Origin of the sequence: Vibrio diabolicus, assembly GCF_011801455.1 — a bacterium.
Taxonomy (GTDB): domain Bacteria; phylum Pseudomonadota; class Gammaproteobacteria; order Enterobacterales; family Vibrionaceae; genus Vibrio; species Vibrio diabolicus.
In genome coordinates, this window is the sequence record NZ_CP042451.1 from 476,881 (window position 1) to 491,370 (window position 14,490).

At 45.1% G+C, this 14,490-nt stretch carries 19 protein-coding genes; 8 read left to right on the forward strand and 11 right to left on the reverse strand.

Features of this window, described 5'->3' with window-relative positions; genetic code table 11:
- Positions 1-12 precede the first annotated feature (12 nt).
- The 6 genes from FR741_RS02260 to FR741_RS02285 all read right to left on the reverse strand — a co-directional run bounded on the left by FR741_RS02260 (position 13) and on the right by FR741_RS02285 (position 5,351).
- A complete protein-coding gene (locus FR741_RS02260; RefSeq protein ID WP_005396241.1) occupies positions 13-1,482 on the reverse strand; it encodes an RNA polymerase factor sigma-54 in 1,470 nt (489 codons plus the stop codon).
- A 50-nt stretch (positions 1,483-1,532) separates the two neighbouring features.
- Positions 1,533-2,258 carry an LPS export ABC transporter ATP-binding protein gene (lptB, locus tag FR741_RS02265; RefSeq protein WP_005396240.1) on the reverse strand — a complete coding sequence of 242 codons (726 nt, stop codon included), beginning with the start codon at positions 2,256-2,258 and terminating at the stop codon, positions 1,533-1,535.
- Position 2,259: 1 nt separating this feature from the next.
- Positions 2,260-2,754 (reverse strand): lipopolysaccharide transport periplasmic protein LptA, encoded by a 495-nt coding sequence (gene lptA / locus FR741_RS02270; RefSeq protein WP_005396239.1) that lies wholly within the window; start codon positions 2,752-2,754, stop codon positions 2,260-2,262.
- A complete protein-coding gene (gene lptC / locus FR741_RS02275; RefSeq protein ID WP_005396238.1) occupies positions 2,735-3,298 on the reverse strand; it encodes an LPS export ABC transporter periplasmic protein LptC in 564 nt (187 codons plus the stop codon). The genes lptA and lptC overlap by 20 nt, the downstream gene beginning before the upstream one ends.
- An 86-nt stretch (positions 3,299-3,384) precedes the next feature.
- The gene (gene kdsD / locus FR741_RS02280; protein ID WP_167426225.1) at positions 3,385-4,356 is read right to left on the reverse strand and encodes an arabinose-5-phosphate isomerase KdsD; all 972 of its coding nucleotides are present in this window, start codon (positions 4,354-4,356) and stop codon (positions 3,385-3,387) included.
- A 29-nt stretch (positions 4,357-4,385) separates the two neighbouring features.
- Positions 4,386-5,351 (reverse strand): calcium/sodium antiporter, encoded by a 966-nt coding sequence (locus FR741_RS02285; protein WP_005396236.1) that lies wholly within the window; start codon positions 5,349-5,351, stop codon positions 4,386-4,388.
- Positions 5,352-5,725: 374 nt separating this feature from the next.
- Here FR741_RS02285 and mlaF point away from each other — a divergent pair, with 374 nt between their 5' ends.
- From mlaF to FR741_RS02325, 8 genes are all read left to right on the forward strand, one after another.
- Positions 5,726-6,529 (forward strand): phospholipid ABC transporter ATP-binding protein MlaF, encoded by an 804-nt coding sequence (mlaF, locus tag FR741_RS02290; RefSeq protein WP_048626854.1) that lies wholly within the window; start codon positions 5,726-5,728, stop codon positions 6,527-6,529.
- Positions 6,519-7,310 (forward strand): lipid asymmetry maintenance ABC transporter permease subunit MlaE, encoded by a 792-nt coding sequence (mlaE, locus tag FR741_RS02295; RefSeq protein ID WP_005396234.1) that lies wholly within the window; start codon positions 6,519-6,521, stop codon positions 7,308-7,310. The genes mlaF and mlaE overlap by 11 nt, the downstream gene beginning before the upstream one ends.
- Positions 7,311-7,312: 2 nt before the next feature.
- Positions 7,313-7,801: an outer membrane lipid asymmetry maintenance protein MlaD gene (gene mlaD, locus FR741_RS02300; protein ID WP_005396233.1), complete on the forward strand. Its 489-nt coding sequence runs from the start codon at positions 7,313-7,315 to the stop codon at positions 7,799-7,801.
- 2 nt (positions 7,802-7,803) lie between these two features.
- Positions 7,804-8,442 carry a phospholipid-binding protein MlaC gene (gene mlaC / locus FR741_RS02305; RefSeq protein ID WP_046873609.1) on the forward strand — a complete coding sequence of 213 codons (639 nt, stop codon included), beginning with the start codon at positions 7,804-7,806 and terminating at the stop codon, positions 8,440-8,442.
- Complete coding sequence (locus FR741_RS02310; RefSeq protein ID WP_005396231.1) at positions 8,442-8,762, forward strand: STAS domain-containing protein; 321 nt, start codon at positions 8,442-8,444, stop codon at positions 8,760-8,762. Before mlaC ends, FR741_RS02310 begins: the two co-directional genes overlap by 1 nt.
- A gap of 3 nt (positions 8,763-8,765) precedes the next feature.
- Entirely contained in the window at positions 8,766-9,020 is a 255-nt protein-coding gene (gene ibaG / locus FR741_RS02315) for a BolA family iron metabolism protein IbaG (RefSeq protein WP_005396230.1), read from the forward strand.
- Between the two features lie 9 nt (positions 9,021-9,029).
- Positions 9,030-10,295 (forward strand): UDP-N-acetylglucosamine 1-carboxyvinyltransferase, encoded by a 1,266-nt coding sequence (murA, locus tag FR741_RS02320; protein ID WP_046873610.1) that lies wholly within the window; start codon positions 9,030-9,032, stop codon positions 10,293-10,295.
- A 146-nt stretch (positions 10,296-10,441) separates the two neighbouring features.
- Complete coding sequence (locus FR741_RS02325) at positions 10,442-11,167, forward strand: 1-acylglycerol-3-phosphate O-acyltransferase (protein WP_005381088.1); 726 nt, start codon at positions 10,442-10,444, stop codon at positions 11,165-11,167.
- Between the two features lie 85 nt (positions 11,168-11,252).
- On the opposite strand, the gene FR741_RS02330 is transcribed toward FR741_RS02325, so the two are convergent.
- The 5 genes from FR741_RS02330 to FR741_RS02350 form a co-directional block, all read right to left on the reverse strand.
- Complete coding sequence (locus FR741_RS02330; RefSeq protein ID WP_005381087.1) at positions 11,253-11,642, reverse strand: RidA family protein; 390 nt, start codon at positions 11,640-11,642, stop codon at positions 11,253-11,255.
- Between the two features lie 118 nt (positions 11,643-11,760).
- A complete protein-coding gene (pyrI, locus tag FR741_RS02335) occupies positions 11,761-12,222 on the reverse strand; it encodes an aspartate carbamoyltransferase regulatory subunit (protein WP_005381086.1) in 462 nt (153 codons plus the stop codon).
- Positions 12,223-12,237: 15 nt separating this feature from the next.
- Positions 12,238-13,167: an aspartate carbamoyltransferase gene (gene pyrB, locus FR741_RS02340; RefSeq protein WP_167427058.1), complete on the reverse strand. Its 930-nt coding sequence runs from the start codon at positions 13,165-13,167 to the stop codon at positions 12,238-12,240.
- 87 nt (positions 13,168-13,254) lie between these two features.
- The gene (locus FR741_RS02345) at positions 13,255-13,350 is read right to left on the reverse strand and encodes a hypothetical protein (RefSeq protein WP_031780631.1); all 96 of its coding nucleotides are present in this window, start codon (positions 13,348-13,350) and stop codon (positions 13,255-13,257) included.
- Between the two features lie 99 nt (positions 13,351-13,449).
- The gene (locus FR741_RS02350) at positions 13,450-14,454 is read right to left on the reverse strand and encodes an ornithine carbamoyltransferase (RefSeq protein ID WP_167426226.1); all 1,005 of its coding nucleotides are present in this window, start codon (positions 14,452-14,454) and stop codon (positions 13,450-13,452) included.
- Positions 14,455-14,490 lie beyond the last annotated feature (36 nt).

Sequence of the window (14,490 nt, forward strand, 5' to 3'; positions counted from 1 at the left end):
TCAGTTAGTGCCTTATAATAGGCGTTTACGCTGACTTGAAGGGGCAATTCCCAAGGATTCTCGATATTTGGCTATCGTACGTCTCGCGACCTGAATCCCTTGGTCAGCCAGAAGAGCAGCAATCTTGCTATCACTCAATGGCTTAGCAGTATTCTCTGCTGCGACCAGTTTTTTAATGAGTGCGCGAATTGCTGTTGACGAACATTCTCCGCCGTTGTCAGTACTAACATGGCTAGAGAAGAAGTACTTCAATTCAAAAATGCCACGTGGTGTATGCATAAATTTTTGTGTTGTTACACGAGAAATCGTGGATTCATGCATGTCCACTGCCAAGGCTACATCATTTAGTACCATTGGCTTCATGGCTTCCTCACCATACTCGAAGAAATCTTGTTGATGTTCAACAATACATCTTGCAACTTTGAGTAGCGTCTCGTTTCTACTCTCTAAGCTCTTAATTAACCATTTTGCCTCTTGCAAATTGCTGCGGATGTACTGGCTATCCGCGCTATTGCCTTTGCCTAATTGAGCATATTGTTGATTTACTTTTAATTTTGGAACGCTATCTGGGTTGATAGAAACGGTCCATTTGCCGTTGTCTTTAAAAACGGACACATCTGGAATTACGTACTCGGTATCATCCGGTGTGATACGGCTACCGGGACGAGGATCTAACTGCTGGATAAGTTTGAGTACTTCACGGAGATCGGCTTCTTTCAGCTTAGTCTCTTTGATGACGAGCTTGTAATCACGGTTCCCCAGGTGATCAATATGATCCGCAAGAATCATTTTGGCTTCAGCAAGCCACGGTGTGTCTTCTGGGAAAGTCGCTAGCTGTAGCAGTAGGCACTCTTGTAAGTTGCGTGATGCCACACCGAGTGGATCGAACTGCTGAATACGTTTACGAACGGCTTCTACTTCGTCTAACTCAATCTCTTCGTTATCGAAGCTCTCATGAATTTCTTCAGGAGATAGGGTTAGGTAACCGTAGTCGTCAACAGCGTCAATAATCGCTAATGCAATCGTACGATCGGTTTCACTGAATGGTGTCAGGTCAAGCTGCCACATTAGGTAGTCATGCAATGATTCCGTGGTTTCGCCTTGGTAGACGGGCATATCATCGTCAAGAGCTAAGCCAGTGCTACCGGTATTCGCGCTGTAGACGTCATCCCAAGTGGTATCGATTTCAAGTTCAGAGCTGATCTCTGACTTCTCAATTACGTCTGAACTGTCTGGAACGTCAATGTCTGCTGGTTCGTTAGCACTGTTGCTATCAGCAGCCTCGACCGCTGATTTATCTTCACCGTTTGCTAGAGGCTCATCTTGGCCTTCTTCAACTTCCAATAATGGGTTTGAATCCAATGCTTCTTGGATTTCCTGTTGAAGATCGAGTGTCGACAGTTGCAGTAAGCGAATCGCTTGTTGCAACTGTGGCGTCATGGCTAACTGTTGACCTAGCTTGAGTTGTAATGAAGGTTTCATTCAGTGTTACTTACCTTGTAATGCTCAGAATCTTACCGTTCCTAATATAATCATAGACGGAATTGTTCGCCGAGATAAACTTGTTTCACCTGTTCATTATTGAGAACTTCTGCCGGAGTTCCCGATGCAATTAGGTGCCCTTGGCTTACGATATAGGCTTTTTCGCATACGTCCAGTGTTTCACGCACGTTATGGTCAGTGATTAACACTCCGAGGCCGCGATCGCGTAGATGCTCGATGATTTTCTTGATGTCATTAACCGAGATTGGGTCAACACCTGCGAAAGGTTCATCCAACAAAATGAATTGAGGGTTGGCTGCTAAAGCGCGAGCGATTTCCACTCTGCGTCGCTCACCCCCTGATAGTGCCATACCTGCACTGGTTCTGATGTGCTGAATGTGGAATTCTTCCAACAAATCTTCCAGCTTATCTTGGCGCTCTTCACGTGTCATTTCTTGACGAGTTTCGAGTACGGCCATGATGTTATCTTCCACCGACAGCTTACGGAAAATCGACGCTTCTTGCGGAAGGTAGCCAATCCCGAGACGCGAACGACTGTGCATCGGCAGAATACTGATGTCTTTATCATCAATGGTAATGGTGCCTTCATCTCGTGGCACCAAGCCGACAATCATATAAAACGAGGTGGTTTTACCTGCGCCGTTTGGGCCTAGCAGCCCAACAATCTGACCAGATTCAACTTCCAAGCTAACATCGGTTACGACTTTGCGCTTTTTGTAGCTTTTCGCCAAGTTTTTCGCACTCAGTACTGCCATATTAGTTCTCTATCTGATTGGGTTGCAAAATGGTCGTAACGCGCTCTTCCTTAGAGCTATCGGCGACTAGCTTTTGTTTACCAATTTGGTAACGAATCGAAGAACCTTTAATGGTGTTGTTGTCTTGTGCCAGTTGCGCTTGACCTTTCATGGTCAGTTCGTCTGTAGAAATACGGTAATCCAGCTCCACAGCTTGACCACTCAGTGTTTTACCATCGTCCATCAGCTGAGAAAACTTGGCAGGTTTACCAAATGCTTGAATCTGTTTGATTGCTTCGGTTTTAGGATCGCGCGTTACCACGATTCTATCAGCATCGATATTGATGCTACCTTGCTTAAGAGATACATCGCCTTTAAAAATAACCTGGTTACTCTTCATATCCACTTGTTGGGTGTCAGAGTTAATGTAAACCGGTTGTTGAGTATCCGACTTAAGTGCCAGCGCTTGAGGCGCCGCCAATACCAGTGCCAGTAGGCTAAGGTGTAACGGTTTCATATCGACCTTGAACTTCGTCTGTCAGAGTTGCGGTATGCTGCTTTAAGTTGCCTTGCATTGCGCCTCCAGTAGTTTCAAATTGTGGCCCAACCAACATGACCTGTTGATCAGCTTTAAAATCACGATTGGTTAGATTAATGACTAACTTGTCTGTTGCCATGGTATCAAAACTCGCACCCGGCAGAAGATTTTGCATTAAGACCTTGTCATATAAAGTCAAAACTTGGTCTTCATCTAACACGGCTCTTGTGGCCGTCACCTTCCATTCAATGACGCTACCTTCACGGTAAACCATCAAAGTCGGGTTATTAAAAATGGTATCTCCACTCTTAGCATAATGGTCTAAGTTCGTGGAGCGGATGATGTAACTGCGGACACCATCTTCACCATAGGTGATGTTTTCCAGTCCAGTACCACTGAACATGGGCAGTTCAGAATCTGGTGCTACTTGAATTGCGTCGTTGCCTTTTGGGGTCAGTAGGTAATAACCGCACCATGCGACAACGAAGATCAAGAGCAAATAAATAAGGCGAGTAAAACTCATATAATGAAGGCCTATCGTTTAGCTCAGTACTTCCCTGACCATTGCCTTTATTTGTGTAATAAATGATTTAAATGTTTGTGCTGATATTACATCACGCCAGCTTTTAGTAAATCGTGCATGTTCAGTGCGCCCACAATTTTTTCGTCTTTACATAAAATCAGAGCGTTAATATTTTTATTCTGCATCAAGTTCAAACCTTCAACCACTAGCATATCAGGGTGCGCTGTGGTTGGATTTGTCGTCATGACTTCGCCAATCGCGGTCGTATGAATATCAATGCGTTTGTCTAAGGTGCGACGTAAATCACCATCGGTGAATATACCAAGCATAGCATCGTGTTCATCGACGATAGCGGTCATGCCTAGCCCTTTTTCTGAAATTTCAAGCAGGGCATCGCGAATCAATGCGTTTGGAGAAACTTTAGGTAACGCTTCTCCAAAGTGCATAATATCAGACAACTTAAGCAGCAGTTTTCTCCCTAACGCGCCACCTGGATGAGATAGGGCAAAATCTTCGGCAGAAAAACCACGCGCTTGAAGTAGGGCTACGGCTAATGCGTCTCCCATTACTAATGTGGCCGTGGTACTGCTGGTCGGTGCCAACCCTAGTGGGCAAGCTTCTTGAGGTACCGTGATTTGCAGGTGCAAGTCAGACAGTTTTGCCATATTGGATTCTGGCTTGCCTGTCATGCTAATTATCTTGATGTTCAGGCGTTTTAATACCGGAAATAGAGACAGAATTTCGTTTGACTCACCAGAGTTAGAAATTGCGAGCACAATATCTCCAGGGCTGATCATGCCCAAGTCGCCATGTGCTGCTTCGCCAGGGTGAACGAAAAACGCAGAAGTCCCCGTGCTTGCCAGAGTCGCAGCAATCTTGTTACCAATGTGGCCTGACTTGCCAATACCCATAACGACTACTTTGCCGCTGTTGGAAAGGATCAGTTCGCACGCTTTCTCAAATTGATCATCAAAGTAGGTATCCAGCTCTTGCAGAGCAGCAACTTCGATATCAAGAACTTGTTTAGCAGCAGCGCGAAAATCAAATTGATTGGACATATCAGTTCTCTACTTATTTATCGTGGTAATTAAGCGGCCATGTTTGCGAATAAGTACACTTGATAACCTAGGAAGCATGCAAACAAGATTGCACCTTCAATACGGTTAATACTGCGTGATTTACCCAAACACATCGCGACAAGTAACAGTGAAACGCCTAACATGACCCAGAAGTCACGTCCCATCGCGTACTCACTCAGTACCGATGGATTAATGATGCCGGGAATGCCCATTACGGCCAGAATATTAAACACATTCGAGCCAATAATGTTACCGACGGCCATGTCGTCTTCACCTTTTAAAACACCAGCAAGCGATGCTGCGAGCTCAGGTAGACTAGTGCCGATGGCAATGATAGTCAGACCGATGACAAGATCGCTCATGCCAAAATACTTTGCAATAATCACCGCGTTATCCACTAGCATGCTTGCTGCCAAAGGAAGCAGTATCAGGCCAATAACCACCCACATGATCGCTTTAGGGTTGCTGACGCCTTCTGGGATCTCTGACTCTTGGTCATCAAGAAAAACATCACCTGATTTTTGTTCTTTGCGGCTGATCTGCAACATAGCAAATAAAAATGCCCCAAAGAGTACAAACAATAAGACACCTTCATAAAAACCGAGATGGCTATTCCAAAGCAGAATACCGGCGAGTACTGTTACTGCAATCATTAATGGCAGTTCCCGGCGGATGACCGCGGAGCTAATCGACAGAGGCTTTATGAGTGCTGTAATACCTAGGATTAACGCGATGTTCGCGATGTTTGAGCCTAAAACGTTACCCACTGCAGTATCGGTTTTTCCGTCCCAGGCTGCGGTTGCAGAAACCATCATCTCTGGCGCAGAAGAGCCCATCGCAAGGATTGTCATGCCGATGACAAGAGGTGAAATACCGACGTTGCGGGCTATCGCTGCAGAACCAAAAACAAGTTTATCTGCACTCCATACGAGCAAAACAAGACCGACTATAAGCAACGCTACGGCTTCGAGCATGAGAATTCCTAAGTATTAAATAAGTAAAATGAATAACCGCTAATTTTGACCTTTTGCGGCCTAAAATGGAAGATAAACGACGAATAAATTAAAGGTTAGTAACGAAAATGTATGCAAATGTCGTTCATTTAAATCAGCAATTCTTGTCTAGGATTTAAACACTTTGCGCTGATTTGATCGTAATCCACAAAAAATTGCAGGTATATACTCGACTTTATTTAATTGAACAGTGCTTTAAATTCAAAGCCAATGTGCTTATGATTGCAGCCTAATAAATGTACCGACGTTACTTTATTAAACGTGAAATTCAACTCCGTTGTGTGTCTGGTTGATGATGCCGTGAGTTGCAACGCTCCGACAGTAGAAGAGATGATATGTCGAACAACGATTTAGTCACCGTGAACAACCTCACTTTTTCACGGGGAGAGCGCAAGATCTTTGATGGTATTGATCTGCATGTTCCTGAGGGCAAAGTGACGGCCATTATGGGACCATCGGGAATAGGTAAAACTACACTGCTGCGTTTAATTGGTGGTCAGTTGTATCCCGAGCAAGGAGAGATCTGGTTTGATGGCGACAATATTCCCTCTCTCTCGCGTAAAAAACTCTACCATGCTCGAAAGAAAATGAGCATGTTGTTTCAATCAGGAGCTTTATTCACTGATTTGAATGTCTTTGATAACGTCGCCTTCCCATTGCGAGAGCATACGAATTTATCTGAAGAGCTGATTCGTACCATGGTGTTGCTTAAGCTTGAAGCCGTCGGTCTACGCGGCGCGGCACAATTGATGCCGAGCGAGCTATCGGGTGGCATGGCTAGACGCGCTGCGTTGGCGCGTGCGATCGCCCTGGATCCTGATTTAATCATGTATGATGAACCATTTGTCGGACAAGACCCAATCACCATGGGTGTCTTGGTTGAGCTCATTAGTAATCTAAATCATGCGTTAGGTTTAACTTCTATAGTCGTTTCTCACGACGTGCCTGAAGTGATGAGTATTGCCGATTGGGTTTATCTGATGGCCGATGGCAAAATTATCGCTTTTGGCACACCAGAAGAGCTTAATCAGAATCCTGACCCTCGCGTTCAGCAGTTCTTACAAGGTGATGCAGATGGTCCGGTACCGTTTCGCTTTCCTTCTCAAAGTATCGAAAAGGACTTATTTGATGGTCGATAACTTTATGCATTTTGTCGCCTCACTAGGTAGACGAACGCTCTCCATCTGCGGAGCATTTGGTCGTGCGACTTTCATGCTGATCGGGGCACTGTTTACTAAGCCACAACCGCTCAAAAGCTTTCCTCTGCTCGTTAAACAACTTTATTCCGTAGGCGTCCAGTCTCTGGCGATTATCGTCGTATCTGGGTTGTTCATTGGTATGGTCTTGAGCCTACAAGGCTATGTTGTGCTGGTGGATTACGGCGCAGAGGGCAGTTTGGGTCAAATGGTGGCGCTCTCATTGCTACGTGAATTAGGGCCCGTTGTCACTGCACTTCTGTTTGCTGGTCGTGCAGGCTCTGCGTTAACTGCAGAAATAGGCTTGATGAAAGCGACGGAGCAACTTTCTAGCCTTGAAATGATGGCGGTAGATCCTTTGAAAAGAGTGATCGCGCCACGTTTTTGGGCTGGTGCTATTTCAATGCCATTACTGGCTATGATTTTCATGGCGGTGGGTATTTGGGGCGCCCAGCTTGTTGGTGTTGACTGGAAAGGTGTTGACCATGGCAGTTTTTGGTCAGCGATGCAGTCCTCAGTTGAACTAGGACAGGATATTGGTAACAGTATGATCAAGTGCTTTGCGTTTGCAATTACGGTTACTTGGGTCGCTCTATTTAATGGTTATGATGCTATTCCAACTTCGGAAGGGATCAGCCGAGCAACTACGCGCACTGTTGTGCATTCTTCTTTAGCAGTACTAGGACTAGACTTTGTACTGACCGCATTGATGTTTGGGAATTAATCATGCAACAAACACGTAAAACTGAATTATGGGTTGGCAGCTTTGTATTAGCGGGAATTTGCGCGATTCTTGTGATGATTTTTCAAGTTGCTGACGTAAAAAGCATTGGCTCTGGTGATACTTACACCCTCAAAGCTGAGTTCGATAATATTGGTAGTTTAAAAGTTCGCTCGCCAGTAAAAGTGGGTGGGGTTGTAATTGGCCGGGTAAGCAATATTTCGCTTAACCCAGATAACTTATTACCTGTTGTGAGTCTATCGATCAATAGCAAATACAATCAATTCCCAGAAACGTCAAGCGTACAAATTTTGACGTCTGGCTTGATTGGTGAGCAATACATTGGTTTAGTACCAGGCTTTGTTTTTGACGATGAAGTCATGCTGGTCGATGGCGATACCATCGAAGACACCAAATCAGCGCTCGTGCTTGAAGACTTAATTGGTCAAGTGCTTTACAGCGTAGGTGGTTCAGACGATTCAAGTAAGGAATAACTATGTTAGCGAGATTATTACTTTCAGTTTGTGCTGTGTTTAGCGCGTTTGGTACAAGTGCAGCAGAAGTGGATAAAACTGAACCTTATAAGATGATGAAGCAAGTGGCTGAAGTCACTTTCGAAAGATTAAAAGCCGAGCAGCCGAAAATCAAACAAGACCCAGATTTACTCAAGGTGATTGTCGAAGAAGAGCTAATGCCTTACGTCAACTACCGCTATGCTGGGTTAAAGCTCCTAGGTCCAAACCTAAAAGGAGCGAAACGTGAGGATGTACTTGAGTTTATCGATGCATTTCGCGCGTATTTAATTGCTTCATATGCCCAAGTGCTAACGCAATACAGTGATCAACAAATTGAATTTGGTCCTGAGCCTAGCATTGATGACTCTAAGCGTATCACCAGCATTAAAGTTGATATCATCGATACGCCGCGTCCAAACATCAAGTTAGAGTTCAAATTGCGTAAAGACAACAAATCTGGTGAGTGGGAAGCGTTCGATATGATTGCGGAAGGCATTAGTTTACTCTCTAGCAAACAGTCAGAATGGAATAGCAAAATTCGTCAAGAAGGCATTCTATCTGTCGCGAAAGATCTAGAGAAATTAGCTGCGGAACCGATTCGCTTTGAGGCGAAGAAATAATGGCCCAGACTCCCGCTCAGTGGCAATTAGATCAAAACATTCTTAAGCTAACAGGGGCACTTGATAGAGATACAGTACCCTCATTGTGGGCGTATGCTCAGCAATGGCAACCAGCTCAAGCTGAGCTGGAATGCTCGTTAAAAGAGATAGAGCGCGTCGACTCTGCAGGAATGGTGATGTTAATCCACTTATTAGAGCATGCAAAAAAGCAAAACTGTCATATAATGCTCAGTTTCGTGCCGGCGCAACTGCGCACTTTGTTTCAACTTAGCAATGTTGAATCTTTAGTGGCCAAACACATACAGAATTATCAGGGGTAAATTGTGGATAGCGCAAAAGTACAACAGTTATTAGAAGAAGCACTAAACCTTCAAGAAGTGCATGTAAAAGGTGAAGGTAGCCACTATGAGGTGGTTGCTGTTGATGCTTGTTTCGATGGAATGAGCCGCGTTAAGAAGCAGCAGTTAATTTATGGTCCTCTGATGGAATACATCCAGCGTAACGACATTCACGCATTATCAATTAAAGCGTTCACACCAGAAGAGTGGGCTCGTGATAAGAAACTGATGTCGCTTTAAGGTTTATTGATGGAAAAGTTTCGAGTTATTGGGTCAGATAAACCACTCGTTGGTGAAGTGACCATTTCCGGTGCAAAAAACGCAGCACTGCCGATTTTATTTGCGTCTATCTTGGCGGAAGAGCCTGTAGAAGTGGCAAACGTGCCACACCTTCGTGATATCGATACAACCATGGAACTGCTTAAGCGTTTAGGCGCGAAAGTAAGCCGTAATGGTTCTGTTCACGTCGATCCTAGTAGCATTACTGAATACTGCGCACCGTATGATTTGGTGAAAACCATGCGTGCTTCTATTTGGGCTTTGGGTCCGCTCGTAGCGCGATTTGGTCAAGGTCAGGTTTCTCTACCTGGCGGTTGTGCTATCGGTGCTCGTCCTGTTGATCTGCATATTTCTGGCCTAGAGCAGCTTGGCGCAACGATTACGCTTGAAGATGGTTACGTTAAAGCTGAGGTTGATGGTCGTCTAAAAGGTGCGCACATCGTGATGGATAAAGTCAGCGTAGGCGCGACGATCACCATCATGTGTGCTGCAGCACTTGCTGAAGGCACTACAACGCTAGACAACGCGGCGCGTGAACCTGAAATTGTAGACACCGCGGATTTCCTAAATAAGCTTGGTGCAAAAATTTCTGGTGCAGGCACAGATACGATCACGATTGAGGGTGTTGAGCGCCTAGGTGGTTGTAAACACAACGTGGTTGCCGACCGTATTGAGACGGGAACATTCCTTGTCGCTGCCGCGGTATCTGGCGGTAAAGTAGTATGTCGTAACACTAACGCTCATTTGCTTGAAGCGGTTTTAGCCAAGCTAGAAGAAGCTGGCGCGCTTGTCGAAACGGGTGAAGATTGGATTTCAGTTGATATGACTGATCGCGAGCTGAAAGCAGTGAGTGTACGTACAGCGCCGCATCCAGGCTTCCCGACCGATATGCAAGCGCAATTTACGCTACTAAACATGATGGCTAAAGGCGGCGGCGTGATCACTGAGACTATCTTTGAAAACCGCTTTATGCACGTACCAGAATTGATGCGTATGGGCGCGAAAGCCGAGATTGAAGGCAACACCGTTATCTGTGGTGATGTTGAGTCATTAAGTGGTGCGCAAGTGATGGCAACCGACCTACGAGCTTCGGCTAGTTTGGTAATTGCGGGCTGTATTGCTAAAGGCGAAACCATCGTTGATCGTATTTACCATATCGACCGCGGTTACGACAAAATCGAAAATAAACTGGCTGCACTTGGCGCAAATATTGAGCGAGTGAGCGAGGCAAGTTAAACTGCACCGCAGGTAACTTGGATATCAAGAGAGCCGAAACCTGAGTTTCGGCTTTTTTATATCACTCTCATGACCATAGTTATCCTTTATGGAAAGAGAGAAATTAATAGCTGTATCTGGCAAAAGCCGGTTCCTGGAGAACAAGAATGATTGCACTGTTACGTGTATTTGCTGTCGCTATCTTTGCGATTGTTATGTTTATTGGTGGTTGTGGTTACTGCCTGTTAAGCCCCCGAAACCCTAAGCACGTTTTCACTTTTGGCCGCTTGTTTGCCAAGATGTCTCGTGTATTTGGGATTAAGTTAGAGCTGCGTATCCCTGAAGATGCGTATTCACGCGGACAACATGTTTACATTGCTAACCACCAGAACAACTGGGACATGTTTACTGTTTCTGCTGCTGTGACCCCGAAAGTTGTGACAGTAGGTAAAAAGAGCTTGGCTTGGATGCCACTGTTTGGTCAGCTTTACTGGCTTACGGGTAACATCCTGATTGACCGAGCGAATCGCTCTAAAGCAAAAGGTACTATCGATCAGGTCGTGAGCAGCATGAAAGAAAGTGATGTTTCGGTGTGGATGTTCCCAGAAGGCACGCGTTCTCGTGGGCGTGGTTTGCTGCCATTCAAAACAGGTGCTTTTCATGCGGCAATTGGTGCAGGTGTGCCAATCATTCCTATCGTATGTAGCTCGACGAATAAAATTAAGCTGAACCGTTGGAACAATGGTCATGTGATTGTTGAAATGCTACCTCCAATCAGCACTGAAGGCTATGGTAAAGAGGGCATTCGCGAGTTAGCGAATATCTGTCGTGAACAGATGAAAGAGAAGCTTGAATCGTTAGATGAAGAAGTCAAACAGCGCAACGCTGCTTAAGTTTTACTGCGATATCATCACGAAAAGACAATAAAAAACGGGTAGCCTGAGCTACCCGTTTTTTTATGTTTGTCAGCAAGTGCAATTATTTGCGAACAGCGATTGCTTCAATCTCGATGCCAACATCTTTTGGTAGGCGAGCCACTTCTACACAAGAGCGTGCAGGGTAGTTTGCTACGCCGTGCTCATCAAAGAACTTGCCGTAAACTTCGTTCACTGTGCCAAAGTCATTTAGGTCTTTAACAAAAACCGTTAGCTTTACAATATCAGATACTTTAAGACCTGAAGATTCAACTACAGCCTTTACGTTTTCTAGAGACTGACGAGCTTGTTCTGCGATATCAGCAGACACTTCACCTGTCGCTGGGTTTACTGGGATTTGGCCTGAAGTAAGAACCATGTTACCTAGATCTACGCCTTGAACGTAAGGACCGATTGCTGCTGGTGCAGATTCAGTGTGAAGTACTTTCGTCATTTGATTTTTCCATCAGTTGTAGGGAATAAAGATTCTCAGTTTGCCTCTAAACCCGTGGTAGGTAAAGAGTAAAATACCCCGGCATTGCGGGGTATTTTAAACTAGTCGTACGGTGTGTTTATCGTTCGGTTACGATCTCACGTGAGAACACTTTCTCGCAGTACTTACACTTTAGGCGGATTTCTTGTTTCTTTTCGAATACGCTAAAGCTGCTTTCTACTGGTTCATTGTGAGAAATACAGTTTGAATTTGGGCATTCGAAGACATCGTTAATGCGCTCTGGAAGCTCTAATGCGAGCTTTTTCACCACTTCATAATTTTCGATTTGGTTCACGGTCGCGTGAGGAGCATACAGCGCCAACTTGCTCGCTTGCTCTTCATTAATAAACACATTTTCGATTTTGAGTAGATCTTTATGACCGAGTGCTGATGATGGCAAGTTCAGACCAATCGTAACGCGCTGTGATGAATTGTGCATATCGAACAGTCTTAGTACTTTGATGCCGATTTGCGCAGGGATGTGGTCGATGACCGTGCCATTTTTGATTGCTTCTACCTGCAATTGAGTTTCTTTAGCCATGGGTTTTCTCCTCGATTACAGTGTTTCGTTTAGAACAAGCGCCAACAGTGCTTGGCGAGCGTATACGCCATTTTGAGCTTGCTGGAAGAAGTAAGCATGAGGCGTTTTATCAACATCGGTTGTGATTTCATCCACACGTGGTAGTGGGTGGAGTACTTTTAGATTCTCGCGCGCCCCTTCGAGTAAGGCAGCTGTCAAAATATACGCCGATTTAATGTGCGCGTACTCCGATTCGTCAAAACGTTCTTTCTGTACTCGTGTCATGTACAGAATATCTAGTTCAGGAGTCACGCTCTCCATGTCCGTGTGCAGACTATATTGAATGCCAGCTTCATCTAGCTCTTCGCAGATGTAATCTGGCATTGCCAATGCTTCTGGTGCAACAAAGAAGAAGCGGATGTTATTAAACTTCGCTAAGGCTTGAGTCAGAGAGTGCACCGTGCGGCCATATTTTAGGTCACCGACGAACGCGACGTTCAAGTTGTCTAGACGACCTTGTGTTTCCGCGATGGTGTATAGGTCGAGTAGCGTTTGAGTTGGGTGTTGGTTTGCACCGTCACCAGCGTTGATCACTGGCACGCCATTTGAGAATTCAGAGGCCAAGCGAGCGGCGCCTTCTTGTGGATGGCGCATCACAAAGGCATCGACGTAAGAAGAGATGACCTGTACTGAATCTGCGAGTGTTTCGCCTTTTTTCGCCAGAGAGGTATTACCATCATTATCAAAGCCAATCACGTCACCACCAATGCGTTGAATCGCTGTTTCAAACGATAAACGTGTACGTGTTGATGGTTCAAAGAAACAACTGGCAACGACTTTGTTTTTAATCAGTTCTGGTCGAGGTGCTTTTTTAAGGCTGCCTGCTGTTTCTACGATAAGTTCCAGTTCTTCACGTGAAAGCTCTGGAATAGAGATGATGTGCTTCTGGTAAAGCGAGTTCGCCATGATCTTCTTCCCTATAACATTGATGACTACATCCAAATTGCCGAAAGGAATTTTGGACATAAAAAAACCTCCCCAAATGGGGAGGTTTTAAAATTCAATAGAATTAACGAAAATAACACCACGTAAGCGTAGTCGCTTAGCTAGAGCAAATCGCGTTTTCATGTCGGCAATTAGCTTGGTCATTTCTTAATCCTCAGACAAATTGCCGAGCATTATACGCTTAACTTTCGTGAGCGCAAGCGATTACATCATGGTTTTTAGCGGCTGTTTTGGCTTGCTAGTTTAGCTTCCTAATGTTGCTACCATCACGGCTTTGATAGTGTGCATACGGTTTTCAGCTTCGTCGAATACGATGGAGTATTCTGACTCAAATACCTCTTCTGTTACTTCAAGGCCTTTCATGCCGTATTTTTCAGCGACTTCTTTGCCGACGGTGGTCTCATCATTGTGGAAAGCCGGAAGACAGTGCATGAACTTCACATGTGGATTACCCGTTTGTTTAATCACGTCCATATTGATTTGATATGGTGTCATTAAAGCCACACGTTCATCCCATGCCTCAGCGGATTCACCCATAGATACCCAAACATCGGTGTAAAGGAAGTCACAACCCTTCACGCCTTCCTCCACGCTTTCAGTTAATGTGATTTTTGCACCAGTTTGCTGCGCGATAGTTTGGCAAGTTGCCACCAAATCTTCTTCAGGCCAGAACGCTTTTGGCGCGACAAGGCGAATATCCATGCCCATTTTAGCGGCACCCACCATGAGCGAGTTGCCCATATTGTTGCGTGCATCGCCTAGGTAAGCGAAGGTCATTTCATGCAGCTGCTTACCGCGTCCGTGCTCTTGCATGGTAAGGAAATCGGCAAGGATTTGGGTTGGGTGGAACTCATCAGTCAAACCATTCCACACTGGAACACCAGCATAAGTGCCAAGCTCTTCAACAATGGATTGGCCAAAGCCGCGATATTCGATGCCGTCATACATGCGACCTAAGACGCGTGCGGTGTCTTTCATTGATTCTTTATGGCCAATCTGAGAACCAGAAGGGCCGATGTAAGAGACTTGAGCGCCTTGATCAAAAGCTGCGACTTCAAACGCACATCGGGTACGAGTCGAAGATTTCTCAAAGATGAGTGCAATGTTTTTACCTTGAAGTGTCTTCTGCTCTGTTCCTGCATATTTTGCTTTTTTTAGCTCTGCAGACAGTTCGAGCAAGAACAGGATTTCTTTGGTTGAGAAATCCAATAGCTTCAAAAAGTTGCGGTTACGTAAATTGAAAGCCATAGCTCGTCCCTTAGTACGTGTGATTGAATTAATAGA

Excerpts from the sequence above, each read along its gene's own strand:
- FR741_RS02260 (WP_005396241.1), bottom strand. The coding sequence starts at position 1,482 with ATGAAACCTTCATTACAACTCAAGCTAGGTCAACAGTTAGCCATGACG.
- lptB (WP_005396240.1), bottom strand. The coding sequence starts at position 2,258 with ATGGCAGTACTGAGTGCGAAAAACTTGGCGAAAAGCTACAAAAAGCGC.
- lptA (WP_005396239.1), bottom strand. The coding sequence starts at position 2,754 with ATGAAACCGTTACACCTTAGCCTACTGGCACTGGTATTGGCGGCGCCT.
- lptC (WP_005396238.1), bottom strand. The coding sequence starts at position 3,298 with ATGAGTTTTACTCGCCTTATTTATTTGCTCTTGATCTTCGTTGTCGCA.
- kdsD (WP_167426225.1), bottom strand. The coding sequence starts at position 4,356 with ATGTCCAATCAATTTGATTTTCGCGCTGCTGCTAAACAAGTTCTTGAT.
- FR741_RS02285 (WP_005396236.1), bottom strand. The coding sequence starts at position 5,351 with ATGCTCGAAGCCGTAGCGTTGCTTATAGTCGGTCTTGTTTTGCTCGTA.
- mlaF (WP_048626854.1), top strand. The coding sequence starts at position 5,726 with ATGTCGAACAACGATTTAGTCACCGTGAACAACCTCACTTTTTCACGG.
- mlaE (WP_005396234.1), top strand. The coding sequence starts at position 6,519 with ATGGTCGATAACTTTATGCATTTTGTCGCCTCACTAGGTAGACGAACG.
- mlaD (WP_005396233.1), top strand. The coding sequence starts at position 7,313 with ATGCAACAAACACGTAAAACTGAATTATGGGTTGGCAGCTTTGTATTA.
- mlaC (WP_046873609.1), top strand. The coding sequence starts at position 7,804 with ATGTTAGCGAGATTATTACTTTCAGTTTGTGCTGTGTTTAGCGCGTTT.
- FR741_RS02310 (WP_005396231.1), top strand. The coding sequence starts at position 8,442 with ATGGCCCAGACTCCCGCTCAGTGGCAATTAGATCAAAACATTCTTAAG.
- murA (WP_046873610.1), top strand. The coding sequence starts at position 9,030 with ATGGAAAAGTTTCGAGTTATTGGGTCAGATAAACCACTCGTTGGTGAA.
- FR741_RS02325 (WP_005381088.1), top strand. The coding sequence starts at position 10,442 with ATGATTGCACTGTTACGTGTATTTGCTGTCGCTATCTTTGCGATTGTT.
- FR741_RS02330 (WP_005381087.1), bottom strand. The coding sequence starts at position 11,642 with ATGACGAAAGTACTTCACACTGAATCTGCACCAGCAGCAATCGGTCCT.
- pyrI (WP_005381086.1), bottom strand. The coding sequence starts at position 12,222 with ATGGCTAAAGAAACTCAATTGCAGGTAGAAGCAATCAAAAATGGCACG.
- pyrB (WP_167427058.1), bottom strand. The coding sequence starts at position 13,167 with ATGGCGAACTCGCTTTACCAGAAGCACATCATCTCTATTCCAGAGCTT.
- FR741_RS02345 (WP_031780631.1), bottom strand. The coding sequence starts at position 13,350 with ATGACCAAGCTAATTGCCGACATGAAAACGCGATTTGCTCTAGCTAAG.
- FR741_RS02350 (WP_167426226.1), bottom strand. The coding sequence starts at position 14,454 with ATGGCTTTCAATTTACGTAACCGCAACTTTTTGAAGCTATTGGATTTC.